Raw genomic sequence first — 25350 nt, forward strand, 5'->3', positions numbered from 1 at the left:
ATACCAGTTTCACGGCAAGATCGGATCACATGGCGCGCATCGTGATGAAATTCGGCGGCACATCGGTCGCCGATCTGGACCGGATTCGCAACGTCGCCGCGCGCGTCAAGCGCGTGGTGGACGAGGGGCACGAGGTCGCGGTCGTCACCTCGGCGATGGCCGGCGCCACCAACCAGCTCGTCGCCTGGTGCCAGGAGCTTTCCCCGCTCTACGACGCGCGGGAATACGACACGGTGGTCGCCACCGGCGAGCAGGTCACCATCGGCCTGCTCGCCGTCGCGCTGCAGACCATCGGCGTCGATGCCCGCTCCTGGACCGGCTGGCAGATCCCCATCCGCACCGACGGTCAGCACGGCAAGGCGCGGATCGACGCGATCGACGGCGCCGAGCTGATCCGCCGCATGCAGATGGGCCAGGTCCCGGTGATCGCCGGCTTCCAGGGCATCGGGCCGGACAACCGCGTCACCACCCTCGGCCGCGGCGGGTCGGACACCTCGGCGGTTGCCGTCGCCGCCGCGGTGAAGGCCGACCGCTGCGACATCTACACCGATGTCGACGGCGTCTACACCACCGACCCGCGCATCGTCCCCAAGGCGCGCAAGCTGCCCGCCATCGCCTATGAGGAGATGTTGGAACTCGCCTCGGTTGGTGCGAAGGTATTACAGACCCGCTCCGTCGAACTCGCGATGAAGGAGCGTGTGCGGGTGCAGGTTCTCTCCAGCTTCACGGATGCGCCGGGAACGCTGGTCGTTGATGAGGATGAAATCGTGGAACAGGAAATCGTCGCCGGCATCGCCTATTCGCGGGACGAGGCCAAGGTCACCGTCCGCCGCGTGCCCGACCGCCCCGGCGTCGCCGCCTCGGTGTTCGGCCCGCTCGCCGAGGCCGGCATCAATGTCGACATGATCGTGCAGAACGTCTCCGCCGACGGCACCACGGACATGACCTTCACCCTCAACAAGACCGAGCTGCCCCGCGCCCGCCTCGTGCTCGACGAGAAGCGCGACGAGATCGGCTTCGCCGAACTCGCGACCGACCCCGACGTCGCCAAGATCTCCGTCGTCGGCGTCGGCATGCGCAGCCATGCGGGCGTCGCCGGCACCATGTTCCGTTCGCTCGCCGCCCGCGGCATCAACATCCAGGTGATCTCCACCAGCGAGATCAAGGTCAGCGTGCTGATCGACGCCGAATACACCGAGCTCGCCGTCCGCGCCCTGCACACCGCCTACGGGCTGGACGTCGCATGAGCGCGCTCGATCCGCTCTGGGCCCGCGGCCGCGCCTTCCTCGGCACCGAGACCGCGATCATGGGCGGCGCCATGAGCTGGGTCAGCGAGCGCCACCTCGTCTCCGCCATCTCCAATGCCGGCGGCTTCGGCGTCATCGCCTGCGGCTCGATGACCCCCGAACTGCTCGATGCCGAGATCGCCGCGACCAAGGCGCTCACCACGAAGCCCTTCGGCGTCAACCTGATCACCATGCACCCGCAGCTGCTGGAGCTGATCGCGGTCTGCGTCCGCCACGGCGTGGGCCATGTCGTCCTCGCCGGCGGCCTGCCCTCCGCCGCCGCGGTCCGCGCGGTGAAGGAGGGCGGCGCGAAGCTCGTCTGCTTCGCCCCCGCTTTGGTGCTCGCGAAACGCCTCATCCGCAGCGGCGCCGACGCGCTGGTGATCGAGGGCTCCGAGGCCGGCGGCCATATCGGCCCGGTCTCGCTCGCCGTGCTGGCGCAGGAAATCCTGCCCGTCATCACCGAGGTCCCGGTCTTCGTCGCCGGCGGCATCGGCCGCGGCGAGGCGATCCTCGCCTTCCTCGAAATGGGCGCCGCCGGCGTGCAGCTCGGCACCCGCTTCGCCGCCTCCGCCGAGAGCATCGCCCACCCCAATTTCAAGGCCGCCTTCCTGAAGGCGAACGCGCGCGACGCGATTCCCTCAGTCCAGCTCGACGCCCGCTTCCCGGTCATCCCGGTGCGCGGCCTCGCCAATGCCGGCACCGCCCGCTTCGTCGAGCACCAGGCCGAGACCATCCGCCGCTTCCAGGCCGGCGAGCTCGACAAGGAGCAGGCCCAGCTCTCGATCGAGCATTTCTGGGCCGGCGCCCTCCGCCGCGCGGTGATCGAGGGCGATGTCGAGCAGGGCTCGGTGATGGCCGGCCAGTCGGTCGGCATGGTCACCGCGATCCAGCCGGTGGCCGAGATCATCGCCGAACTCATCGCCCAGGCCGACGCCGCCTTCGCCGCGCGCGCCACCGTCCGCCAGCCGGATGCCTCGATCGAAGCGGCCTAAGGGCGCGCCCCGCCCGCGCACCATCCCGCTCGCCGCCTCGCGGCGGCTGTTCGCGAAGCTGCGCGAACGGCTGAGCGCCGGCAATTCCAGCCTCGCCGAGCTGGTCGAGCTGATCGCCGCCGAACTCGCGGTCGAGGTCTGCTCGGTCTATGTCGCCCGCGCCGGCGAAATGCTCGAACTCGCCGCCACCCACGGGCTGCGCATCGCCGCGGTCGGCCACACGCGGGTGCGGGTGGGCGAGGGCATCATCGGCCTCGCCGCCGCCAAGGGCGAGGCGCTCAACCTGCCGGACGCGCAGAACCACCCCGAATTCGCCTACCGCCCCGAAACCGGCGAGGAACGCTACGCCTCGATGCTCGCGGTGCCGATCCGCCGCGCCGGCCGCACCCTCGGCGTCATCGCGGTGCAGAATTCCGAGCCCCGCGTCTACACCCCGCTCGAGGTCGAGACGATCTCGACCATCGCCATGCTGATCGGCGAGATCCTGGCCAGCCAGGGTGCGGCCGACATCGCCGCCGCCGGCTTCGGCGACGCGCTGGCCCGGCGCTATTCCGGCCATCCGCTCGCCCCCGGCATCGTCCGCGGCACCGCCCTGCCCTTCGGCCGCTCGCCCGGCCCGCGCCACGTCCTCGCGGAAGACACCGCGGCCGAGCTCGTCCGCCTCGACCAGGCGATGGCCGATGCCGAAACCTCGCTCGACAGCCTGGTCTCCGAGCACCTGCCCACCGGCCACGCCACCCGCGAGGTGCTGGAGGCCTATCGCCTGATCTCGCAGGGCACCGGCTGGCTCGAGCGCGTCCGCGCCGCGATCAACGACGGCCTGACCGCCGAGGCCGCGGTCGACCAGGTCGGCAGCGAGCTGCGCCGGCGCATGCGCAAGGTGGCCGACCCCTATCTGCGCGAGCGCGTCGCCGATATCGAGGACATGATCGAGCGCATGCTCGCCGCCCTCGGCGCCGGCACCGCGAAGCCGGAGGATGCGCGCGGCATGGTCCTGGTCTGCCGCCGCCTCGGCCCCGCCGAACTGCTCGACTGGCACCAGCGCGGCATCGCCGGCGTCGCGATCGAGGAGGCCAGCACCGGCGGCCACGCCGCGATCCTCGCCCGCGCGCTGGAAATCCCCGCCATCGCCGTCGAGGCCGGCGCGACCGAGGCCGCCCGCCAGGGCGATCCCGTGCTGCTCGATGCCGAATCCGGCGCCCTCATCCTCCGCCCCGACCCCGAGGTCACCGCGCTGTATGACCGCGCCCTCGCCGCCCGCGGCGCCCGCGCCGCCGAGCTCGCCGTCTTCCGCGACCGTCCGGCCCGCACCCGGGACGGCACCGAGGTCACGCTGATGCTCAATGTCGGCCTCGCCTTCGAGATCGACCAGCTCACCCGCACCGGCGCCGAGGGCATCGGCCTCTACCGCACCGAGATCGCCGCCCTCGCCGCCGCCCGCGTCCCCGGCGTCGCCGCCCAGGCGGCCGAGTACCGCCGCGTCCTCCAGCGCGCCGACGGCAAGCGCGTCGTCTTCCGCACGCTCGATCTCGGCGCCGACAAGCTTCTCCCCGGCGAGGCCGACGACCAGGTGGAAAACCCGGCGATGGGCTGGCGCTCGCTGCGCGTCGGGCTCGACCGTCCGGCCATCCTGCGCAAGCAGCTCCGCGCCCTGCTGATGGGCGCGGCCGGACTCGATCTCTCGGTGATGTTCCCGATGGTGGCGACGGTCGCCGAATTCCGCGCCGCGCGCGACCTGCTCGAGGCCGAGGCCGCCCGGCTCGACGAGATGCCGAACCGCATCGAGATCGGCACGATGCTCGAAGTGCCCTCGCTGCTGTTCCAGCTCCCCGGCCTGCTCGCCGAGGCCGATTTCGTCTCCCTCGGCACCAACGACCTGATGCAGTTCCTCTTCGCCGCCGATCGCGGCACGCCGAAGCTCGCCGGCCGTTACGACGTGCTCTCCGCCCCGGTGCTCGAACTGATCGAGGGTCTCGCCGCCGCCTGCGCCGAGGAGGAGGTCGGTTTCTCGATCTGCGGCGAGTCCGCCGGCCGCCCGCTCGATGCCCTGGTCTTCGCCGCCATCGGGGTCGACACGCTGTCGATGTCCGGCGCCTCGATCCTGCCGGTCAAGGCGCTGTTCGCCGAGGCCGACCTCGCCGCCCTGCGCCCGGTGCTGCGCGAACTCCGCCGCGCCGGCGCCGCCGGCAGCTCGCTGCGCGAGCCGCTCACCGCCTGGGCGCGGGAGCACGGTTTGCCGATCTAGCCCGAACGCGCTACAGGGGGCATATCGCATCCGATACCGTACGGGACAGGCGGGCACCGGTGGCGCTCCGGTGCGATCCCGGCGCGGCGTGACCCGACCCTAACCGTTCCACGAGCTTTCATGGGTACTATGAACGGCGACCACGATTTCGACCTGACCATCCCCGCCCCCCATGCGACGGTTTCCCGGGGTCCCGCGAGTGTCGGCGCCGAATTGCGCGCCGTCCGCGAGCGGCTCGGCTGGAAACTGCCGGACATCGCCGCGCGGCTGAAGATCCGGCGGGTCTTCCTCGAAGCCATCGAGGCCGGCAACCTCGCCGCCCTGCCGGCGCCGACCTATGCCGCCGGGTTCATCCGCTCCTATGCCGAGGCGATGGGGCTCGACCCCGAGGAAATCCTCCGCCGCTTCCGCGCCGAGGGCATGACCCGCCCGCGCCAGCCGGACCTCGCCTTTCCCCAGCCGGTGCCGGACCGCGCGGTGCCGCCCGGCGCCGTGCTCTTCGTCGTCGCGGTCATCGGCATCGCCGGCTATTTCCTCTGGTACCGCCATTCCGAGCACGAGCTGAAAATGGCGCGGATGGTCCCCGCGGTGCCGGCCAAGCTCGCGCCGCTCGCCGTCCCCAAATCCCCGCCCGCGCCCAAGGCCGCTGCCGCGCCCGCGGCACCGCCCGCGAGCAGCGGCGCCACGCCCGACCAGCTCGCCGCGAACGGTGCCGCCGCCCCGGCCGCATCCGCGTCCGGCCCCTCCACATCGGGCCCGTTCACCTCAAGCCAGTCCGCGTCGGACCAGACCGCGTCGGGCCAGTCCGCATCGGGCGAGACCACGTCCGGCGCATCCGCGTCCGGCACGTCCGCCGCCGGCCAGTCCGCGCCTGCGGCCGCCACGCCGGACCAGACCGCGTCCTCCGCCAACGCGCCGGCCTCCCTGGCCGCCGGCGGCGCCACGTCCGGCACCGCCAGCGGCGGATCGGGCGGGTCGACAACCGCCATGTCATCGTCCGCCTCGGCATCTTCGGCCACGTCATCGTCCGGCGCGTCATCGGCCTCCGGCGGCGCCACGCCCGGATCGGCGACCCCGGCGCCGGCGACCCCGGCGCCGGCCACCCCGGGCGCCGGCACGGCGACCTCCGCCACCGCGATCGCCGGCGCCAACCCGCTGGTCATCAGCGCCAGCGCCGATAGCTGGGTCCAGGTCCGCGGCCCGCACGGCACCATCCTGTTCAGCCGCGTGCTGAAGGCCGGCCAGTCCTGGCCGGTGCCGAACGAGCCGGGCCTGACCCTGACCACCGGCAATGCGGGCGGCACAGAGCTGGTCCGCAACGGCGCCGCCGGCTCCCCCCTCGGAAAGCCGGGCGTGGTTCTCCACAATATACCACTGACGCCGCCGGCCTCCGGCAGCGCCGCCGCCCCCTCCGGCGCCTCCACCGCGCAGTAACCCCTCCACGGAAGCGAGCCCGATGAATTACCGCGAATACCAGCAGATCGTCCGCCGCAAGTCGCGGCAGATCAGCGTCGGCCCGGTCAAGGTCGGCGGCGACGCGCCGATCACCGTGCAGACCATGACCAACACGCCGACCGACGATGTCGCCGCCACGGTGGCGCAGATCCACCGCGCCGAGCGCGCCGGGGTCGACATCGTCCGCGTCTCCTGCCCCGACGAGGCGGCCACCGCCGCCCTCGCCGACATCGTGCGCCAGGTGAACGTCCCCATCGTCGCCGACATCCATTTCCACTACCGCCGCGCGATCGAGGCGGCGAAGGCCGGCGCCGCCTGCCTGCGCATCAACCCCGGCAATATCGGCAGCGCCGAGCGCGTGCGCGAGGTCGTCGCCGCCGCCCGCGACCACGGCTGCTCCATCCGCATCGGCGTCAACGCCGGCTCGCTGGAGAAGCACCTGCTCGAGAAATACGGCGAGCCGAACCCCGACGCCCTGGTCGAATCCGCCCTCGAACACGCGAAGATCCTGCAGGATCACGACTTCCACGAATTCAAGATCAGCGTGAAGGCGTCCGACGTGTTCATGGCCGTCGCCGCCTACCAGCAGCTCGCCGAGGTCTGCGACCACCCGCTCCACATCGGCATCACCGAGGCCGGCGGGCGGCGCACCGGCACGGTCAAATCCTCGATCGGCCTGGGCTCGCTGCTTTGGGCCGGCATCGGCGACACGATGCGCGTCTCCCTCTCCGCCGAGCCGGAGGAAGAGGTCGCCGTCGGCTGGGACATCCTGAAGTCGCTCGGCATCCGCCATCGCGGCGTGCGTGTCATCTCCTGCCCCTCCTGCGCCCGCCAGGGCTTCAACGTGATCGACACGGTGGCCCAGCTCGAAGACCGCCTCGCCCATATCGAGGAGCCGATCACCCTCTCCATCATCGGCTGCGTGGTCAACGGGCCGGGCGAGGCGCTGATGACCGATCTCGGCGTCACCGGCGGCGGCAACGGCCGCCACATGGTCTACGCCGCCGGCAAGACCGACCACACGATCGAGGGGGCGGCGATGATCGACCATGTCGTGGAGCTGGTCGAACAGCGCGCCGCCCGCCTGCGCGAGGAAAAGGCGGCGGCGAAGCAGGCGGCGGAATAGCCCGCCCGCGCGCCGCGGACTGTTCAGCGGCGGCGATTTCCGGCAAACCACCGGCAATCTCCGCTGTCTGAAGGATCTCCGCCTTGACCAAGCCCCAACCCGTGCGCGGCACCCAGGACATCATCGGCGAGGACGCGCGCCGGCATCACCACGTGGTCGAGACCGCCCGCCGCGTCGCCGGCCTCTACGGCGCCGCCGAATGGGCCACGCCGGTCTTCGAGCTCACCTCCGTCTTCGCCCGCAATCTCGGCGAAACCTCGGACGTGGTGACCAAGGAGATGTACACCTTCGAGGACCGCTCCGGCGAATCCGTCACGCTCCGCCCCGAGGGCACCGCCGGCGTCTGCCGCGCCCTGGTCTCCAACGGCCTCACCCAGACCCTGCCGCAGAAAATCTTCTACCAGGGCCCGATGTTCCGCTACGAGCGCCCGCAGAAGGGCCGCTACCGCCAGTTCCACCAGATCGGCCTCGAGATCATCGGCGCCGCCGAACCGCTGGCCGACGCCGAGGCGATCGCCTGCGGCCAGCAGATCCTCGACGAGCTCGGCGTCGGCGCCAGCATCACCCTGCACATCAACACGCTGGGCGACCGCGACAGCCGCGACGCCTACCGCACCGCCCTGGTCGACTATCTCTCCCGCTACGAATCCGAGCTTTCCGACGAGAGCAAGGTCCGCCTGGTCAAGAACCCGCTCCGCATCCTCGACACCAAGGATGCGAACGACATCCGCCTCCTCGCCGACGCCCCGCGGATCTACGACCACCTGAACCCCGCCTCCGCCGCGTTCTACGACGGTCTGAAAGCCGCGCTTTCCGCCTTCGGCATCGCCTTCGTCGAGAACCCGCGCATCGTCCGCGGCTTCGACTACTACAACCACACCGCCTTCGAATTCGTCTCCACCGCCCTCGGCGCGCAGGGCACCGTGCTCGGCGGCGGCCGCTACGACCAGCTGGTCGAGCAGATGGGCGGCCCGCCCACCCCCGGCGTCGGCTGGGCGGCGGGCATCGAGCGCCTCGCCATGCTGCTGGCCGCAACCCCCGCCACGCCGCGCCCCGTCGCCGTCATCCCGATGGGCGAGGCCGAGCAGACCGCCGCGATCGAGATCCTCGCCACCCTCCGCCGCGCCGGCATCGCCGCCGAGGCCGCCTATCGCGGCAACCTGAAGAAGCGTCTCGAACGCGCCAACCGCATCAACGCCCGCGCCGCCGTGCTGATCGGCGCGGACGAACTCGCCCGCGGCGCCGTCACGCTCAAGACCCTCGACGACGGCGCCCAGCGCGAGCTCCCCCGCGCCGAGCTTCTCGCCGCCCTCGGATGACCCGCTGACGCGATGACCCTTGAGCAGAAACTCGACCGTATCGTCCTCCGCGCCGAGGAGCTGCGCGCGATGCTCGCCGCCGGGGTCGATGGCGAGCGCTTCGTCGCCGCCTCGCGGGAGCTGGCCGAGATCGAGCCGGTCGAGCAGCAGATCCTCCTGCTCCGCGCCGCCGAGCGCGCCCGCGACGAGGCCGAGGCCGCCCGCGCCGATCCCGAGCTGCGCGAACTGGCCGATGCCGAGCTCGATTCCCTGCGCGAGACCCTGCCGCGGCTCGAACACGAGATCCGCCTCGCCCTCCTGCCGCGCGACGCCGCCGACGAACGCCCCGCCATCCTCGAAATCCGCCCCGCCGCCGGCGGCGACGAGGCCGCGCTGTTCGCCGCCGAGCTCTTCGCCGCCTATCGCCGCTACGCCGACCTGCGCGGCTGGCGCTTCGAGATCCTCGACTATACCGAGACCGAGCTCGGCGGCCTGCGCGAGGGCATCGCCGAAATCACCGGCCGCGCCGTCTTCGCCCGCCTCAAGTTCGAAAGCGGCGTCCACCGCGTCCAGCGCGTCCCCGCCACCGAAACCCAGGGCCGCATCCACACCTCCACCGTCACCGTCGCCGTCCTGCCCGAGGCGGAGGACGTCGATGTCGAGGTCAACGAGGCCGATCTCCGGATCGACGTCTTCCGCGCCTCCGGCGCCGGCGGCCAGCACGTCAACAAGACCGAGAGCGCCGTCCGCATCACCCATCTGCCCACCGGCATCGTCGTCGCCATGCAGGAGGAGCGCAGCCAGCACAAGAACCGCGCCAAGGCGATGAAGATCCTGCGCGCCCGGCTCTACGAGCAGACCCGCGCCGCCGCCGCCGCCGGCCGCGCCGCCGACCGCAAGTCCCAGGTCGGCACCGGCGACCGTTCCGAGCGCATCCGCACCTACAATTTCCCGCAAGGAAGGGTCACCGACCACCGGATCAACCTCACCCTGCACAAGATCGACCGCGTCATGCTCGGCGAGTTCGACGAGATCATCGACGCGCTGACCGAGGAAGACCAGGCCGCCCGCCTCGCCGCCGCCGGCGCATGATCCCGACCACCGAGGCCCTGCGCGAACTCGGCCGTATCCTCGCCGCGGGCGGCGTCGAGAACCCGACCCGCGAGGCCCGCCTGATCCTCGCCCACGCGCTCGGCGTCGATCTCGCCGCACTCTGGGCGCTCGACGAGGTCGACCCCGAACCCGCCTTCGCCCTCGCCCGCCGCCGCGCCGCCCGCGAGCCGCTGGCCTACATCACCGGCGCGAAGGGCTTCTGGAGCCTCGACCTCGCCGTCTCGCCCGCCACCCTCATCCCCCGGCCTGACACCGAAACCCTGATCGAGGCCGCGCTGCGCCACCGCCCCGACCGGCGCACGATCCGCACGATCCTCGATCTCGGCACCGGCACCGGCGCCCTGCTCCTCGCCGCCCTCGCCGAATACCCCGACGCCTTCGGCATCGGGATCGACCGCGTGCCCGCCGCCTGCGCCCTCGCCCGCGCCAACGCCGCCCGCACCGGCCTCGCCGCCCGCGCCGCCTTCTGCTGCGGCGACTGGGCCGACGCCCTCGCCGCCCGTTTCGACCTCATCCTCGCCAACCCGCCCTATATCCCGAGCGCCGACATCCCCGGCCTGATGGCGGAAGTCGCCGCCCACGAGCCCGCCTCCGCGCTCGATGGCGGCGCCGACGGGTTCGACGCCTATCGCCGCATCGTCGCCGATCTGCCCCGCCTGCTCGCCCCCGGCGGCCTCGCCATCCTCGAGGCCGGCATCGGCCAGGCCGCGCCGCTGGCCGCCCTCGCCGCCGCGCACGGGCTGGACGCCACCGCCGAACCCGACCTCGCCGGCATCCCCCGCGCCGTGATCATGGCAGCGCGGGAAAAATATTCGTGAAAAACCATTTGTCGATTCGGCCGAATCAGACTAGATATCCCTTGTATTCGGTGCCCGGCCTCATGCGGCCGGAGCGGCTTGTGTCAGATCGCTTCGTTCTGCGACGCGGTCCCGGTTCCACAAAAGCCGTATCGAAAATCGTTTGAACGACCAAGCCATGAGAGACGCTGCCCGGCTTCGACCAGGGAACCGACGGTCCGGTACGCGCATGGTCGCACTGAAACAGGATTACGCAACTCGATGAACATCAAACGTATGCGCGGGCGCAACAATCGTGGCGGCGGCGGCGGATTCCGCAACTACCAGAGCGGCGGCACCCCCCTCAACCGCAACCACGTCTTCGACAGCAACGGCCCCGAACAGCGGGTCCGCGGCACCGCCCAGCAGCTCTATGACAAGTACCAGCAGCTTGGCCGCGATGCCTCCGGCGCCGGCGACCGGGTCCTCGCCGAGAGCTATTTCCAGCACGCCGAGCATTATTTCCGCATCATTTCCGCGATGAACCAGGCCGCCCAGGCCCCGCACGGCAACGGCCATTCCCGCCGCGGCGATGCCCAGCCTGCCGAGGCGCAGGACGAGGCCGAACTCGTCGAAGCCGCCCCCGGTCTCGGCGAACAGCCGCCGACCGAAGCCCGCGAAATCCCGATCAGCGCCGCCCCGCCGGAGGCCTGACCGCCCGCCCCTGCCCGCGCCGCCGCCCGGTCACTCCCGGGCGAGCAGCCGGTCGTTGACGAACCGCGCGATCCGCCGGCCCGGCCGGTTGCGCGTCTCGCGCGCGTAGCGCTCGCGCAGCGCCTGCTCGCGATAGGCGTCGCGCACCCAGTCGAGAAACGCCATCCCGCCGCCCTCCTCCTCGTACATGTCGAGGAAGGCGTCCAGGATCCCGGTGTTCGACTGCCGTATATGGCCAAAGCGCAGGCTGAGCTGCCGCCGCGCCTCCGCCACGCTGCCGCCCTCGATCAGCACGAACAACGCACTCGCGATCCCCGCCCGGTCGGCGCCGGACTTGCAGTGCACCAGCGCCGGCCGCCGCATCGTGCGGATGATCTCGGCCAGCCGCAGGATGCGGTCGCGATGCGGCGCGCCGCGCGATTCCAGCGCCATGTCGTAGAAATCGAGCCCGAGCCGCCGCGCCGCCTCGCGCGAGAGCGCGTCCGATCCGTTGCGGCACTCGCCGCGCAGGTTGATCAGCGTGTTGATCCCGACCAGCCGGCGGAATTTCGCCAGCTGGAACGGCACCGGATGGTTCGATCGATACAGCGCGCCCGGCTTCACCGGAGCGAAATTGGTCCAGCCCAGCCGCAGCACGGCATGGTCGACGAACAGCGCGTCGATCCAGGCATTGCGCCGCCCCGCCGGGGTCGACAGGTCGCCGCGATAAATCGTGTCCATGCCGGCTGACTAGCAGGTATTCTCTGCCCATGCGACTCGCCCTGCCCGCCCTCGCGGCGCCGCTGCTGCTCGCCGCCTGCGCCACCTCGCGCTTCGCCGGATACGGCACCCCGACCACGCTCACCTGCGTGCCCTATGCCCGCGCCGTCTCCGGCATCGAGCTCACCGGCGACGCCTGGCGCTGGTGGGACGAGGCCGATGGGCTCTACCCCCGCGCGCACCATCCCGTCCCCGGCGCCGTGCTGGTCTTCCGCCGCCACGGCGCGATGACCGCGGGCCATGTCGCCGTCGTCACCCGCGTGCTCGGCCCGCGCGAGATCCTCGTCACCCAGGCCAACTGGCTGCCCGGCCGCCTCCAGCGCGCCACCCCGGTGCTGGACGTCTCGCCCGCGAACGACTGGACCTCGGTGCGCGTCTGGTACGCGCCCGATCACGAGCCCGGCCGCACGATCTATCCCACCGACGGCTTCATCCTCCCCGCCCGCCCAAGGCTGGCAACCGTGCCCGCCACCCGCTAATGCTCTGCGCTCGTTCCGGCCGATCCGGCCGGGCGCCAACCGCCGAGGAGCGAGAATGCTGCGCAATGCGCTGACCGTGGGCGCCTGGACGATGGGCAGCCGGGTGCTCGGCTTCGCGCGCGACATCCTGATCGCCGCCCTGCTCGGCGCCGGCCCGGCGGCGGACGCGTTCTTCGTGGCGCTGCGCCTGCCCAACCTGTTCCGCCGCCTGTTCGGCGAGGGCGCGTTCAGCGCCGCCTTCATCCCCGCCTATGCCGGCGCCCTCGCGCAGGAGGGCGAGGCCCCGGCCCGCCGCCTCGCCGAGGAGGTCACCGCGATCATGGCGGTGTTCCTCATGGCCCTCACCATCCTCGGCCTGCTGTTCATGCCCCTGGTGCTCGACGTCCTGGCCCCCGGCTTCCGCGCCGATCCGGCGAAATTCGCCCTCGCGGTCCGGCTCTCGCGCATCACCTTCCCCTATCTCTGGCTGATCTGCCTCTGCGCCCTGTTCTCCGGCGTGCTGAACGCGCGCGGCCATTTCGCCGCCGCCTCCGCGGCCCCCATCCTGTTCAATGTCTGCATCATCGCGACGCTGCTCATCCTGCACGCCGCCGGCCAGCGCGTGCCCGAGGCGCTGGCCTACGGCGTCGCCCTGTCGGGGATCGTGCAGTTCGTCCTGCTCGCCTGGGCGCTCGCCCGCGCCGGCTCGCCGCTGCGCCTGCGCGTCCCGCGCCTCACGCCGGGCGCGCGCACCGTGCTGCGCCGCCTCGGCCCCGGGCTGATCGGCGCCGGCGTCACCCAGCTCAACCTCACGGTCGACACCATCATCGCCTCGCTGCTGCCGACCGGCACCGTCTCGGTGCTGTACTACGCCGACCGGGTGAACCAGCTCCCCCTCGGCGTCATCGGCACCGCGGTCGGCACCGTGCTGCTGCCGAGTCTCTCGCGCCAGTTCCGCCGCAACGAGACCGATGCCGCCCGCGAATCGCTCAACCGCGCCATCGCCGTCTCGCTGCTGCTCACCCTGCCCGCCGCCGCCGCCCTGGCCGCGATCGGCCTGCCGGTGATGCGCACCCTCTTCGCCCACGGCGCCTTTTCCGACGCCGACGCCGCCCGCAGCGCCGCCGCCCTCGCCGTCTATGCCTTCGGCCTGCCCGCCTTCGTGCTGGTGAAGCTGTTCGCTCCCGGCTTCTTCGCCCGCGGCGACACCTCCACCCCGGTCAAGACCGGGCTCGCCGCGGTCGCGATCAACCTCGCCCTCAACCTCGCCCTGATGCACCCGCTGCAACAGGTCGGCATCGCGCTCTCGACCAGCCTCGCCGCCTGGTTCAACGCCCTCGCCCTCGCCCTCCTGCTCCGCCGCCGCGCCGATTTCGCGCCGGACCGCGCGCTCGCCCGCCGCATCCTCGCCATCGCGCTGGCGAGCGGGCTGATGGCCCTCGCCCTGCTCGCCCTGCGCCGCACCGCGCTGATGCATCTCGCCCCCGTCGCCAGCCTCGCCCTGCTGATCGCCGCCGGCCTCGCCGTCTTCGCGCTCGCCGGCATCCTTCTCGGCGCCATCCGCCCGGCCGAGCTGCGCCTGCTCCTGCGCCGCCCCAAACCCGCCTGAACGGCGCTTGACCGGGCCGCCGAAGCGCGCTGATACAGCGGCCATGGCACGCATATTTTCGGGCATCCAGCCCACCGGAATCGCGCATCTCGGCAATTATCTCGGCGCGATCCAGAACTGGGTCGCGCTGCAGGAGGGCAACGAGGGCATCTACTGCCTGGTCGACCTGCACGCGCTCACCGTCTGGGTCGAGCCCGAGGCGCTGCGCCAGCAGACGCGGGTGAACGCCGCCCTGCTCGTCGCCTGCGGCATCGACCCCGCCCGCAGCATCCTGTTCCACCAGTCGGCGGTGCACGCCCATGCGCGCCTCGCCTGGATCTTCAACTGCGTCGCCCGCTTCGGCTGGCTCAACCGCATGACCCAGTTCAAGGACAAGGCCGGCAAGGACCGCGAGGCCGTCTCCACCGGCCTGTTCGTCTATCCCAACCTGATGGCCGCCGACATCCTCGCCTATCACGCGACCGAGGTGCCCGTCGGCGAGGACCAGAGCCAGCATCTCGAACTCGCCAACGACATCGCGCAGAAATTCAACCACGATTACGGGGTGGAATTCTTCCCCGCCATCACCCCGCGCATCATCGGCGGCAGCGCCCGCATCATGAGCCTGCGCGACGGCACCAGGAAAATGTCGAAATCCGACACCTCGGACCAGAGCCGCATCAACCTCACCGACGATGCCGACGCCATCGCCCAGAAGATCCGCCGCGCGAGGACCGACCCGGAACCGCTGCCCGAACGCCCGGCGCAGCTCGATTCCCGCCCCGAGGCCCGCAACCTCGTCGGCATCTACGCCGCCCTCGCCGGCATCACCGCCGAGGAGGTGCTGCGCCAGCACGCCGGCAGCGGCTTCGGCCCGTTCAAGGAACGGCTGACCGAGCTCGCGGTGCAGAAACTCACCCCGATCGGCGCCGAGACCAGACGCCTCGCCGCCGATCCCGCCGAGATCGACCGCATGCTCCAGGCCGGCGCCGCCCGTGCGGCGGCCATCGCCGAGCCGATCGTCGCCGAAGCCGAGCGCCTCGTCGGCCTGCTGCCCGCGCGCTGAACCGAAAACGCCCCCGGTTCCGGCCGGGGGCGCATCGTCAATCTTTGAACTTCAGTGGCTTAATGCCCGGAATTCGCGCCGGAGAAATCCGGCGCGAGGCCCGAGGCCGCGAGCTGCGAGGCGAGGATCTGCTTCAGCCGCGCTAGCCCCTCGGCCGACCCCGCCTCCGCCCGCGCCACCAGCACGGCCTGGGTGTTCGAGGCCCGCAGCAGCCACCACCCGTCCTCGGTCGTCACCCGCACCCCGTCGGTCTCCGACACGGTGGCGCCATCCGCCCGCAGCCGCTCGGCCACCTCGGCCACCACCTCGAATTTCCGGTCCTCCGCGCAGTCGAAGCGCAGCTCCGGCGTGTTGATCACCTGCGGCAGGCTCTTGCGGAAGGCGGAAACGCTCTCGCCGCTCCGGTTCACCGCGTTCAGCACGCGGATCGCGGCATAGATCGCGTCGTCGAACCCGTACCACTTGTCGGCGAAGAAAATGTGGCCGGACATCTCGCCCGCCAGCGGCGCGCCGGTCTCCGCCATCTTCGACTTGATCAGCGAATGCCCGGTCTTCCACATCAGCGGCGTGCCGCCCGCGGCGGCGATCTGGTCGAACAGCACCTGGCTCGCCTTCACATCGGCGATGATCATCGCCCCCGGATGCGCCGCCAGCACGTCGCGCGCCAGCAGCACGAGGAACTGGTCGCCGAACAGGATCTCGCCGGTATCGTCGACGATGCCGATCCGGTCGGCGTCGCCGTCGAAGGCGATGCCGATATCCGCCCCCTGCTTCTTCACCGCGGCCACCAGCTGCTCGAGGTTCTTCGGCACCGTCGGGTCCGGATGATGCGCCGGGAACCGCCCGTCGATCTCGGCGTTCAGCACCATGTGCCGCCCCGGCAGCGCCTGCACCAGCCGCGCGACGATCTCGCCGGCGGCGCCATTGCCGGTATCCCACACCACGTTGAGCATCCGGTCGCCGCCTTCCCAGTCCTCCAGCAGCCGGGCCAGATAGGCGTCGCTGACATCCTTTTCCTCGACCGAACCCTCGCCTTCCGGCTCCACATTCCCCGCCGCCGCCAGCCGCCCGAGCTCCTGGATCTGCGCGCCGAAGAACGGCTTGCGCCCGAGCATCATCTTGAAGCCGTTATAGTTCGAGGGGTTGTGGCTGCCGGTCACCATCACCGCGCCATCGGCCTCGGCGACGGTCGCCGCGTAATACAGCATCGGCGTCGGCCCGCAGCCGATATCGGTCACCTGCATGCCGCTGGCGACCAGTCCCGCGATCACCGCCCGCGCCATCGCCGGCGAGGAGAGCCGCCCGTCGCGGCCCACGATCACCCGGCTGCCGCCCTTGCGCGCGACCATCGAGCCGAAGGTTCGCCCGATCGCGAAGGCGTCCGTCTCGTGCAGCGTTTCGCCGACGATGCCGCGAATATCGTATTCGCGCAGCGTGCTGGCGGGGAATTGATGCGAGAAACCGGTCTTGTCATGCATCGGAATAAGCCTTCAGGAAGTGACGGATCGACGGCCCCAGGTCCGGACGCACCAGACCGAAGGCAATCTGCGCTTCCAGATAGCCCGCCTTGTCGCCGCAGTCGAACCGCCGCCCCTCGAATTTCAGCCCGTGGAACGGCGCCGCCCCGATCATCTTCGCCATCGCGTCGGTCAGCTGCACCTCGTTGCCGGCGCCGCGCTCCATCCGCGCCAGATGGCCGATCACCTCCGGCAGCAGCACGTAGCGCCCGATGATCGAGAGATTCGACGGCGCCTCCTCGCGTTTCGGCTTCTCGACCAGCCCCTTCACCTCGACCAGATTCCGCTCCGTCGCCCCGGTCTTGAGCACGCCGTAGCGGTGCACCTGCTCCATCGGCACCTCCTCGACGGCGACGACATTGCCCCCGGTCGCCCGGTAGGCGTCGGCAAGCTGGCCGAGGCAGGGGGTCTGGCTCAGCACCAGGTCGTCCGGCAGCAGGATGGCGAACGGATCGTCGCCGATGAAGGCCCGCGCGCACCAGATCGCGTGGCCAAGCCCGAGCGGCACCTGCTGGCGCACCGTCACGATCGAGCCCGGCTCCATCACCTCCTCGTGCAGCATGTCGAGCGCGTCCTGCTTGCCGCGCTCGGCCAGCGTCGCCTCCAGCTCGAAGGCGATGTCGAAATGATCGATCAGCGCCGTCTTGCCGCGCCCGGTGACCATGCAGAACTGCTCGATCCCGGCCGCCCGCGCCTCGTCGATCGCGTACTGGATCAGCGGCTTGTCGACGACGGGCAACATCTCCTTGGGAATCGCCTTGGTGGCCGGGAGGAATCTCGTCCCCAGGCCGGCAACGGGAAGAACGGCTTTTTTCAATGGTTTGATCGGCAAAACAACCTCCCGGACTATCATAGGGCGCGGGATGCGCGGTATCGAATGGACGCCTTCCGGACCTTGTGGCAGGTGTGACGTCCAACTTCACTGCCACGGTGCGATGCGGCGGACAAGAACACGCGAGGAAGGCCAAAACATGGCGGAATTGGTGAAGCTCGGCCACAGTTTCGAGACCGATCACGTTTTTCATGAAAGTGCGTCCCGGGCTTTTGCCCTGCTGGTGGGCGACACCAACCCGATGCATCACGACGAGGCGAAAGCGAAAGCCTCGCGCTATGGCGGGCTGATCGTCAGCGGCACCGAGACCACGGCGCGGATGATGGGCCTCACCGCCGCGCATTTCGCCCGTCTCGGCCCGACCGTCGGCATGGAGTTCAGCTTCCGCTTCCGCCGCGCGGTGCCGATGGGCGCGCACGCCCGCATCCGCTGGGAGGTCACCGAGCTGGACTACAAGCCCGGCCTCGGCACCATCGCCATCTGCGCCGGCACCCTCACCCTGCTCGAATCGGGCGAGGTCGCGGTCGAGGGCACCAGCAAGGGCGTCCTGCTCGAACGCTGAGCCGCGCTCACCCCGCCGGATGCTCCGGCACCGGCGCGCCGGTGAGCCACGCCCGGATCATCGCGTTCACCGATTCGGGCGCCTCCTGCTGCACCCAGTGCGACACGTCCGGCAGGTAACGCAGCGTCAGGTCGTCCACCAGCGCCCCGGTCCCCTCGGTCAGTTCCCGGCCGAGCGCGACATCCCGCTCGCCCCAGATCATCAGCGTCGGCACCGCGAGCCGCTTCGCCGGCGCGAGCCCGCGGAACGGGTTGCGGAAATTCGCCCGGTACCAGTTGATCATCGCGGTCAGCGCGCCGGGGATCAGCGCGTTCTGCCGGTAGACCTCCAGCACCTCGTCGGGAAACCGGCTCTTGTCGATCGCGGCGCCGCGAAACGCCCGCGCGATCCAGGCGGCCCGGTTCGCCGCCAGCACCCGCTCCGGCCAGCGGGGGATCTGGAAACCGAAGATGTACCAGGAGCGCCGCAGCTGCTTCCAGGTCCTGAGCCCGCGCGCGAACAGGTACGGATGCGGCATGTTCATCACGATGAACCGCTCGACCGGCCGCACCCCGTTCAGCACGAACAGCCAGCCCAGCGCTCCGCCCCAGTCATGCGCGAGCAGCACCACCCCCTCGTCGATCCCGCGCGCCTTCGCCGCGTCGATCAGCCCGGCGACGTCGCGCAGCAGATGCGAGATGCGATAATTCTCCACCCCCTCCGGCCGCGAGGAGTGCCCGTACCCGCGCAGATCCGGCGCCCAGGCGGTGTAGCCAAGGCTCGCCAGCAGCGGCAGCTGGAACCGCCAGGAGAAGCGCGATTCCGGGAACCCGTGCAGGCAAAGCGCGAGCTTCTTCCCCGAACCCGCTGAATCCACGACAAATTCGAGCCCGTTCGCCGGAACCCTGATCGTCTCTGTCGCACCGTCCATGCCCGTCTCCCGGCTCCGTCCACCCGTTCAGCGATCGGCATCACCCGGCCGGGTGATGCCCCGTCACCGGCAGGACGGAGGAGAAAGGTTCAGAGTTTCTCGACCTGCCCGTATTCGAGTTCGACCGGCGTCGACCGCCCGAAGATCGAGACCGAGACCTTCACCCGGCCCTTGTCCTCGTCGATATCCTCGATCACGCCGTTGAAGCTGGTGAACGGCCCGTCGGCCACGCGCACCTGCTCGCCGATCTCGAAGACCACGGCGGGGCGGCGATGCTCGGTGCCTTCCTGCACCTGCTGCAGCATGCGCTGCGCCTCGGCCTCGGAAATCGGCGTCGGCTTGAGCTTGGTGCCGAGGAATCCGGTGACCTTCGGAATGTCGCGCACGAGGTGCCAGGCGTCGTCGGTCATTTCCATCTTCACCAGCACGTAGCCGGGGAAGAACTTGCGCTCGGCGTTGACCTTCTGGGCGCGGCGGATCTCCACGACCTCCTCGGCCGGGACCATCACCTGCTCGATCTGGTCCGCCAGCCCCTTCTGGGCCGCGGTTTCCATGATCTGGGTCGCGATCTTCTTCTCGAACCCGGAATACACATGCAGCACGTACCAGCGTTTTGCCATGACCCTACCTCAATTCCCGACGCCGAACAGCAGCCGCATGCCGAACCCGATCACCTGGTCCACCACCAGGAAGAAGACGATGGTCACCACGACCATCGCCAGCACCACACCGGTGGTCACCAGTGTCTCCTTGCGCGAAGGCCAGGTGGTCTTGGACGCTTCGCTGCGCACGTCGCGCAAGAACTTCGCCGGGTTGAACGCCAATGTCTGAGTGCTCCACGAAAAACAAGAATCGCTGCCGGCGCCGGCCCTCGGGTTCCGGCTGGCAGGGGTGGAGGGTCTCGAACCCCCAGCCTCCGGTTTTGGAGACCGGCGCTCTAGCCAATTGAGCTACACCCCTGCGGGCTCGGACTGCCCGCACACCGTGCGCGTCCATCCGCCTTCCACAACGACCCGGCCCTGCTGTCAAGAGCGCCAGCCCGACCGGATGCCGCGCGCGTGGCCCGCACGGCCATTTCGGCAGCATCCATGCCCGTCCCCCGCACGAGGCATGCCGCTTCGGCAAGGAGCCGGGGCCAGTGTCCCGCCCCTGAAATTCGCGGGTGAATTTCAGGGACAAAAAGGCCGCCAAATCATTGATTTTCCAGCATCCGCCCGTGCCCGCCGCGCCGGATCGCGGCCATGGTTCCCGGCGCTCGACAACTCCTCGCGAAGCCCCACCGATAAACGAAACCGTCGATGAACCGCTTGTCGTCAGCGGGACAATCCAGCGCCGGACCTTCCCCGGCAACCATCGCGGCGGCCACGTTCAGCCCGCGTTCGCGATGGTATCGGGCCACGTGATGGAGCGGCTCGGCCCGATGCGGGCGCTGACCGCAAGCGGCCAACGCGCTCCGCAGGAACGCCCCGTCGTCCCCGCGCCGCCGGCAGCAGCGCGCCTCCCGGAGTCGCGCAGACCACGCCTCCTCGTCCATCCGCCCGGCATCCCGGCAGCTCTGCGCGAGGCAAAAGACATGCCGGCGGCCTTCCGGCGCGCGGGCGAGCGCCACGCTCATGACGGGCAGAGATTTCGTGCAGTCCGCATCGCCAGCTTCTGAAATCGCGGCGATCGCCATCAATCATGAATGACTCCGGAAATCCAGGATTTACTTGAGCGAATACGCACGAACGCGCCGGTGACTGTGGCCCGCCCCGTCTGAAATTGTTCAGATCAAGAATAATTTGATACAATCCGAAATATTTTATCAAAATAAATTAAATAATTATTAATTCATTATGTTGATTTAATGTAATTCGTCCAGAAAAATGAGAATAAGCATGATTAAGTATACGGTCCACGCTTCTGGTCCATTGCGAGATTCTGCTGCAACAATATCATTTGTCCAAATCGCCCTCCGCGCGTTTTTTATAATATCCGTTTCACTTCTAACCCTTGCACCAGGATATGTTTGGGCAAACGGTGGAGATGGAGGGGGAGGAATCAATTCCGGCCTCGCAGCAACCCTCGGTCTCGCGCCCGCCGGCGCGGGGGGTACCGGCGGCGCGACAACCCCGACATCCGGTCAAGCCGCTGGAGTGCAAGGAAGTCAAAGCGCCGTCGGCGTGGTCACTAACGGTCTGGGCACGGGCGCCGGAGGCGGCGGGGGCGGCGGCGTCAATTTGTCCGATGGCATCGGCGGCGCCGGTGGAAATGGCGGAAACGGCAACCTTCTGCTGTCCATTCTCAGCACTTCTCCCGGCGGCACGGGCGGTAGCGGCGGTTCCGTTGGCAGCAATGCCACGCAGATCGACAACGCCGGCGCGGTTGCCGGCGGGGCGGGCAATGCCGGAACCGACGGAACCGGCACGCTCAATCTTCTCGAAGGCGGAGGCGGCGGCGGCGGCGGCGCCGGTGGGTCAGGCCTCGTTGTGACCGGGAGCGGAAGCTCCAGCAACTCGACGACCGGCACGATCACCGGAGGGGCCGGCGGTCATGGCGGCAGCGGCGATGCCGGCGGCAACTCGGGTGGTGGCGGCGGCGGTGGCGGGTCCGGTGGCGTGGGGCTGCTTCTCACGGGCGACGGCAGCTTCGACAATGCCGGGCAGCTTGCCGGCGGCACAGGCGGCTTCGGCGGCACCACCGATAATGGCGGCGGCGGCGCGGGGGGAGATGGCGGACTGGGAGCCGCCCTCACCAATGGGGGTAGTCTAATCAACTCCGGCAGTATTTCCGGTGGCAATGGCGGGATCGGCGGCGCCAGCACGGGCGGGAATGGTTCAGTTGGCAATGGTGGCGCCGCAATCACCGGAACAAACCTCTCCATCATCAATAGCGGAACGATTTCAGGTGGTCTGTCCGGGAACGGCAGCACGCGCGCCGAAGCCATTCAGTTCACGGGCGGCACGAATTCTCTGGAGATCCGCACGGGTTCCAATATCATCGGCGATGTGAACGCCACAGCCGGAACCAACGCCCTTATCCTGGGCGGCACGGTGAACGACAGCTTCGATACGTCGACGATCGGATCTCAATATCTCGGCTTTTCCGCCTACCGGAAGACCGGCAACGGCACCTGGGCCCTGACGGGCTCCACCTCTGCGGTAACACCGTGGACAATCGATGCGGGCACGTTATCCATCTCGGCGGCAGGCAGCCTGGGCGCGGCGGGCAGCAGCCTCACCTTCAACGGCGGAACTCTTCAGTTTTCCAACACTTTCGATCTTGCGAGCGGAAACGCCATCGTGCTCGCGGCCGGCGGCGGATCCATCGACACGAATACCTTCGACACGAGCATATCGCAGCCGGTCTCCGGAACCGGAAACCTCATGGTCTATGGCCTCGGCCAGCTGACTCTTGCTGGAGCCAACACATACTCGGGCACGACAACGATCGGCAACGCAACCACCCTGAGCCTTGGCCCTGGTGGCGCAATTGCCGATTCATCCGGCGTCGTTGACAATGGCACCTTCGATATTTCAGCCACCAGCCATGGTGCATCCGTTGCCGGTCTCACCGGGACCGGCACCGTATATCTCGGCAACCAGACCCTGACCCTGACCAGTGCAAGCGGCACCTTCTCCGGGAACATCTCCGGAAGGGGAGGCCTTGTCCTGACAGGCGGCACCGAAACCCTCGCCGGAACCAGCACCTATGCCGGCAATACCAGCATCACGGCGGGCACGCTGGCCCTGGCCGGCGCCAGCTCCATCGCCAGCTCTTCCAGCGTCATCGATAACGGCAGGTTCGATATCTCCGGCGCATCGGGCAATGAGACCATTGCCGCCCTGACCGGCTCCGGCGCCGGCACCGTCGCCCTCGGCGCCAACAACCTGATCATCAGCAACGGCAGCGGCACCTTCGCCGGCACCATCGCAGGCACCGGCGGGCTTCAACTTGCCGGCGGCACGACCACCCTCGCCGGAACCAGCACCTACGCCGGCAATACCAGCATCACGGGCGGTACCCTGCTGGTGTCGAATGACTCGGCCCTCGGCGCAGCAGGCGGCAATCTCTTGCTGAGTAGCGGCGGCACGCTCGGTGCCATGTCGCCGTTCGGCACGGCGCGCCTGATCGATGTCGCCAACACCGGTGGCAGCCTTGCCGGCCCGGCCGGAACCTCTCTCGACCCGACCACCGCCAATGCCCTGACCTTGACCGGAACGCTCAACCTCGCCGGAACCCTCACCACCAGAGGCACGGTGATCGACAACGCCACGAGCCAGACCAACACGGGAACCGGCAGCGCGCCCGTTGTCACTGTCGCGAATGGTCTTTTCGAGGTCGGAGACAGCATCCATGTCAGCACCGTTCTGCACGCCAGGGTCACCGTCGATGCCAGCGCCATTCTGCGTGGTCACGGCACCATCGCCGGCGATGTCGCGAACAATGGCGGCATTGTCGCCCCTGGCGGCACCATCGGCGTCATGACCGTCACGGGCAACTACGCTCAGAACCCTGCCAGCACGCTCTCGATCGAGATCACCCCCAACGATCAGGCGCCCGGCATCAGCTACAGCCAGCTCGCCGTGACGGGCTCCGTCCAGCTCGCCGGCGGCCTCGCCGTCAATGCCGATTCCGGCATCTACCGCCCCGGCTCGCGCTACGACATCGTCCATTCCGGCGGCGGTGTCTCGGGACAATTCTCAACCGTCGCCTACAATTCCGCGCTCGCCAGCTATCTCTTGCCGCAGGTCCAGTACACCGCCGACAATGTCTATCTCAGCCTGAACGTCGGCCCTCTCGCCTTTTCCTCGGGCAGCGGCGTCGCCGGCAATGCCTACATCATCAATCAGGACATCCTGGACACGACGGATGCGGTCCTCGCCTCGCGGAAAGGCTTCTGGCTTCACGGATTGGGCAGCTTCGGCCAGGCCAATAACGGGAATATCACCGACGGGGGCGCCATCATCGGCTATGGAGCCCGGATCCGGCCCGGCTTCCTTCTCGGCGTCGCTGTCGCCGGCACCGCCAGCAGCAGCAACACCGCCTACCAGCAGATCTCAAACCGCCAGATCAGCCTCTCCGAATACGGGATCTATCGGCACGGTCCATGGCGGATCGCGTTGACGCTGGGCCTCGGCCATCTCGGCGTGAATTCCCGCCGCAGCCTCGCGCCGAGCGGTCTGGTTGCAACGGGAACCGGCCATGGATGGTTTCTGGGTTCCGGCGTCAACGCCAGTTACACCGATCATATTGACCGCGGCTTCATCAGGCCTTTCGTTGCCGCACGCTATCTGCACGTGTCCCAGGAAGGTTTCGCTGAACATGGCGCCGGCTTGCTCGATCTTGCCTATGGTCGGCAAGGCAACGATCTCGGTGCGATCGGCGCGGGCGCCAGAGCCGGGTACCAGATCAGGACCTTCGGGCTCGATCTCGAGCCCTGGATCGAGGTCGGCGGCACGTCCTATCTCGGCAACCGCCTGCTCGCTTCCACCGAGACTCTCGGCACCGAGACCATGCCGGTGAGCGCCCAAGCGGCGCCAAGCGCAACCCTCGACACCGGGCTCGGACTGACCCTCCGCACCCAGCACGGCTGGAAAGGCCGGCTCGTCTATATCAGCCGCAGAGGCGACAACACCTCCCTGAATGCATTCAATTTCACGGCAACCTGCAATTGGTAGCGACAGGAATTGCCGCCCGCAGAGCGGGGCGTGGCGGCAAGCTGACCGGCGACGATCGGCCAGAAAAATCCTGCAAAATCAATGGAGCGGGTGACGGGAATCGAACCCGCACAGCCAGCTTGGTAGACAGATCCAACTAAAAAATCAGTAACTTAACCCCCCGCACCGTTAGTGAAATTTCAGCCTTTCAACTTATCGTGAGCCGTCAACGCAGCCAGAATTTTGTCGATTGTGCAGTTAATTTCAATGATAAGTCTTCGTGCTTAACCTATTGATATAAAATTATTCTGGACCAGGATCACTCTTCCGGCACCTAGGATCGCCATGGATGTCAGGAGACCCTAGGTTCCGTACCTATTGCCATGACTACGGGAGTTTTGATTCAAGTCTCTACGGAGGGTTTGGATCATGGCGGAATTATTCTGGCTGAACGACGCGCAATGGGCTGCGATCGAGCCGCTGTTGCCCAAGCTCGGCGGCAAACCGCGGGTGGACGATCGCCGGGTTCTGAGTGGCATCCTGCATCGCTTTCGCGAGGGCTTGCGGTGGCGCGCACTTCCGGAGGCTTATGGGCCGCGGACCACGGTGTTCAACCGGTTCAACCGCTGGAGCCAGCGTGGCCTCTGGCAGGAGATCTTCGCGGCCCTTGTCGCCTGCGCGGATCCCCCGCGCATCGCCATGGTGGACAGCACCTCGGTTCGGGCACATCGCGCGGCCGCGGGCGGTAAAGGGGGGCGCAAAGCCAGGCCATCGGCCGGTCGAGGGGTGGACGGACGACCAAGATCCACGCCGTCGCGGATGACCTGGGGCGCATCGCCGCCGTCCTCCTGACGCCGGGACAGGCCTCCGATATCAGTGGCGCCCGAGCGCTTCTCCCCACCATGCCACCGCCAGAAGACCTGATCGCCGACAAGGCCTACGACGCCGATGACCTCCGCGCCTTCCTCACCAGGCAGGGCACAAGGCCGGTGATCTCGCCCATGCCAAACC

The 25350-nt window shown here is 69.1% G+C and carries 23 protein-coding genes and 1 tRNA gene; 16 read left to right on the forward strand and 8 right to left on the reverse strand.

Going from position 1 to position 25350, the window contains the following annotated elements; all coding sequences use genetic code 11:
* The first annotated feature begins 29 nt into the window (after window positions 1-29).
* From RT91_RS16755 to RT91_RS16795, 9 genes are all read left to right on the forward strand, one after another.
* A complete protein-coding gene (locus tag RT91_RS16755; protein ID WP_011941923.1) occupies window positions 30-1247 on the forward strand; it encodes an aspartate kinase in 1218 nt (405 codons plus the stop codon).
* Window positions 1244-2281 (forward strand): nitronate monooxygenase family protein, encoded by a 1038-nt coding sequence (locus RT91_RS16760; RefSeq protein WP_007422817.1) that lies wholly within the window; start codon window positions 1244-1246, stop codon window positions 2279-2281. Before RT91_RS16755 ends, RT91_RS16760 begins: the two co-directional genes overlap by 4 nt.
* Entirely contained in the window at window positions 2259-4526 is a 2268-nt protein-coding gene (gene ptsP, locus RT91_RS16765) for a phosphoenolpyruvate--protein phosphotransferase (RefSeq protein WP_011941924.1), read from the forward strand. The genes RT91_RS16760 and ptsP overlap by 23 nt, the downstream gene beginning before the upstream one ends.
* Before the next feature lie 120 nt (window positions 4527-4646).
* Window positions 4647-5960 carry a helix-turn-helix domain-containing protein gene (locus RT91_RS16770; protein ID WP_013639670.1) on the forward strand — a complete coding sequence of 438 codons (1314 nt, stop codon included), beginning with the start codon at window positions 4647-4649 and terminating at the stop codon, window positions 5958-5960.
* Window positions 5961-5982: 22 nt separating this feature from the next.
* Entirely contained in the window at window positions 5983-7107 is a 1125-nt protein-coding gene (ispG, locus tag RT91_RS16775; protein ID WP_011941926.1) for a flavodoxin-dependent (E)-4-hydroxy-3-methylbut-2-enyl-diphosphate synthase, read from the forward strand.
* 83 nt (window positions 7108-7190) lie between these two features.
* Entirely contained in the window at window positions 7191-8426 is a 1236-nt protein-coding gene (gene hisS, locus RT91_RS16780; protein ID WP_035188601.1) for a histidine--tRNA ligase, read from the forward strand.
* Between the two features lie 12 nt (window positions 8427-8438).
* Window positions 8439-9497, forward strand: a complete 1059-nt coding sequence (prfA, locus tag RT91_RS16785) for a peptide chain release factor 1 (protein WP_011941928.1) — start codon at window positions 8439-8441, stop codon at window positions 9495-9497.
* Window positions 9494-10336: a peptide chain release factor N(5)-glutamine methyltransferase gene (gene prmC / locus RT91_RS16790; RefSeq protein ID WP_013639667.1), complete on the forward strand. Its 843-nt coding sequence runs from the start codon at window positions 9494-9496 to the stop codon at window positions 10334-10336. The genes prfA and prmC overlap by 4 nt, the downstream gene beginning before the upstream one ends.
* Before the next feature lie 240 nt (window positions 10337-10576).
* On the forward strand, window positions 10577-11008 hold the full coding sequence (locus tag RT91_RS16795; RefSeq protein WP_011941930.1) for a DUF4167 domain-containing protein: 432 nt from the start codon (window positions 10577-10579) through the stop codon (window positions 11006-11008).
* 30 nt (window positions 11009-11038) lie between these two features.
* On the opposite strand, the gene RT91_RS16800 is transcribed toward RT91_RS16795, so the two are convergent.
* The gene (locus tag RT91_RS16800) at window positions 11039-11728 is read right to left on the reverse strand and encodes a tyrosine-protein phosphatase (protein WP_007423792.1); all 690 of its coding nucleotides are present in this window, start codon (window positions 11726-11728) and stop codon (window positions 11039-11041) included.
* A 29-nt stretch (window positions 11729-11757) separates the two neighbouring features.
* On the opposite strand from RT91_RS16800, the gene RT91_RS16805 reads away from it, so the two are divergent.
* From RT91_RS16805 to trpS, 3 genes are read left to right on the forward strand one after another with little or no spacing between them, the layout of a single operon-like run.
* Window positions 11758-12246, forward strand: coding sequence for a CHAP domain-containing protein (locus RT91_RS16805; protein ID WP_007423793.1), 489 nt, complete (start codon window positions 11758-11760; stop codon window positions 12244-12246).
* A gap of 55 nt (window positions 12247-12301) precedes the next feature.
* Window positions 12302-13834, forward strand: a complete 1533-nt coding sequence (gene murJ, locus RT91_RS16810; RefSeq protein WP_013639665.1) for a murein biosynthesis integral membrane protein MurJ — start codon at window positions 12302-12304, stop codon at window positions 13832-13834.
* Between the two features lie 43 nt (window positions 13835-13877).
* Window positions 13878-14879, forward strand: a complete 1002-nt coding sequence (gene trpS / locus RT91_RS16815) for a tryptophan--tRNA ligase (protein ID WP_007421774.1) — start codon at window positions 13878-13880, stop codon at window positions 14877-14879.
* Window positions 14880-14938: 59 nt separating this feature from the next.
* Here trpS and pgmG read toward each other — a convergent pair whose 3' ends face one another.
* Window positions 14939-16357, reverse strand: coding sequence for a phosphoglucomutase/phosphomannomutase PgmG (gene pgmG / locus RT91_RS16820; RefSeq protein WP_007421773.1), 1419 nt, complete (start codon window positions 16355-16357; stop codon window positions 14939-14941).
* Complete coding sequence (gene galU, locus RT91_RS16825) at window positions 16350-17249, reverse strand: UTP--glucose-1-phosphate uridylyltransferase GalU (protein ID WP_035188603.1); 900 nt, start codon at window positions 17247-17249, stop codon at window positions 16350-16352. The genes pgmG and galU overlap by 8 nt, the downstream gene beginning before the upstream one ends.
* Window positions 17250-17367: 118 nt before the next feature.
* Between galU and RT91_RS16830 the strand changes: the two genes are divergently transcribed.
* Entirely contained in the window at window positions 17368-17790 is a 423-nt protein-coding gene (locus RT91_RS16830) for a MaoC family dehydratase (RefSeq protein ID WP_007421771.1), read from the forward strand.
* 7 nt (window positions 17791-17797) lie between these two features.
* Here RT91_RS16830 and RT91_RS16835 read toward each other — a convergent pair whose 3' ends face one another.
* The 5 genes from RT91_RS16835 to RT91_RS16855 form a co-directional block, all read right to left on the reverse strand.
* Window positions 17798-18700 (reverse strand): alpha/beta fold hydrolase, encoded by a 903-nt coding sequence (locus RT91_RS16835; RefSeq protein WP_011941934.1) that lies wholly within the window; start codon window positions 18698-18700, stop codon window positions 17798-17800.
* Window positions 18701-18789: 89 nt separating this feature from the next.
* Entirely contained in the window at window positions 18790-19320 is a 531-nt protein-coding gene (gene nusG / locus RT91_RS16840) for a transcription termination/antitermination protein NusG (protein WP_007421769.1), read from the reverse strand.
* A gap of 9 nt (window positions 19321-19329) precedes the next feature.
* Window positions 19330-19524: a preprotein translocase subunit SecE gene (secE, locus tag RT91_RS16845; RefSeq protein WP_007421768.1), complete on the reverse strand. Its 195-nt coding sequence runs from the start codon at window positions 19522-19524 to the stop codon at window positions 19330-19332.
* Between the two features lie 59 nt (window positions 19525-19583).
* Window positions 19584-19660: transfer RNA gene (locus RT91_RS16850), tRNA-Trp, on the reverse strand.
* A gap of 232 nt (window positions 19661-19892) precedes the next feature.
* Window positions 19893-20375 carry a hypothetical protein gene (locus RT91_RS16855; RefSeq protein ID WP_035188608.1) on the reverse strand — a complete coding sequence of 161 codons (483 nt, stop codon included), beginning with the start codon at window positions 20373-20375 and terminating at the stop codon, window positions 19893-19895.
* Between the two features lie 544 nt (window positions 20376-20919).
* Between RT91_RS16855 and RT91_RS22835 the strand changes: the two genes are divergently transcribed.
* From RT91_RS22835 to RT91_RS23065, 3 genes are all read left to right on the forward strand, one after another.
* Window positions 20920-24360: an autotransporter-associated beta strand repeat-containing protein gene (locus tag RT91_RS22835; RefSeq protein ID WP_162491920.1), complete on the forward strand. Its 3441-nt coding sequence runs from the start codon at window positions 20920-20922 to the stop codon at window positions 24358-24360.
* A gap of 408 nt (window positions 24361-24768) precedes the next feature.
* Window positions 24769-25191, forward strand: a complete 423-nt coding sequence (locus RT91_RS16865) for an IS5 family transposase (protein WP_035186015.1) — start codon at window positions 24769-24771, stop codon at window positions 25189-25191.
* A partial coding sequence (locus tag RT91_RS23065) for a transposase (protein ID WP_408735343.1) occupies window positions 25173-25350 on the forward strand: 178 nt, incomplete at its 3' end. The genes RT91_RS16865 and RT91_RS23065, both read left to right, overlap by 19 nt.

Source organism: Acidiphilium sp. JA12-A1 (assembly GCF_000724705.2).
Lineage (GTDB): Bacteria > Pseudomonadota > Alphaproteobacteria > Acetobacterales > Acetobacteraceae > Acidiphilium > Acidiphilium multivorum.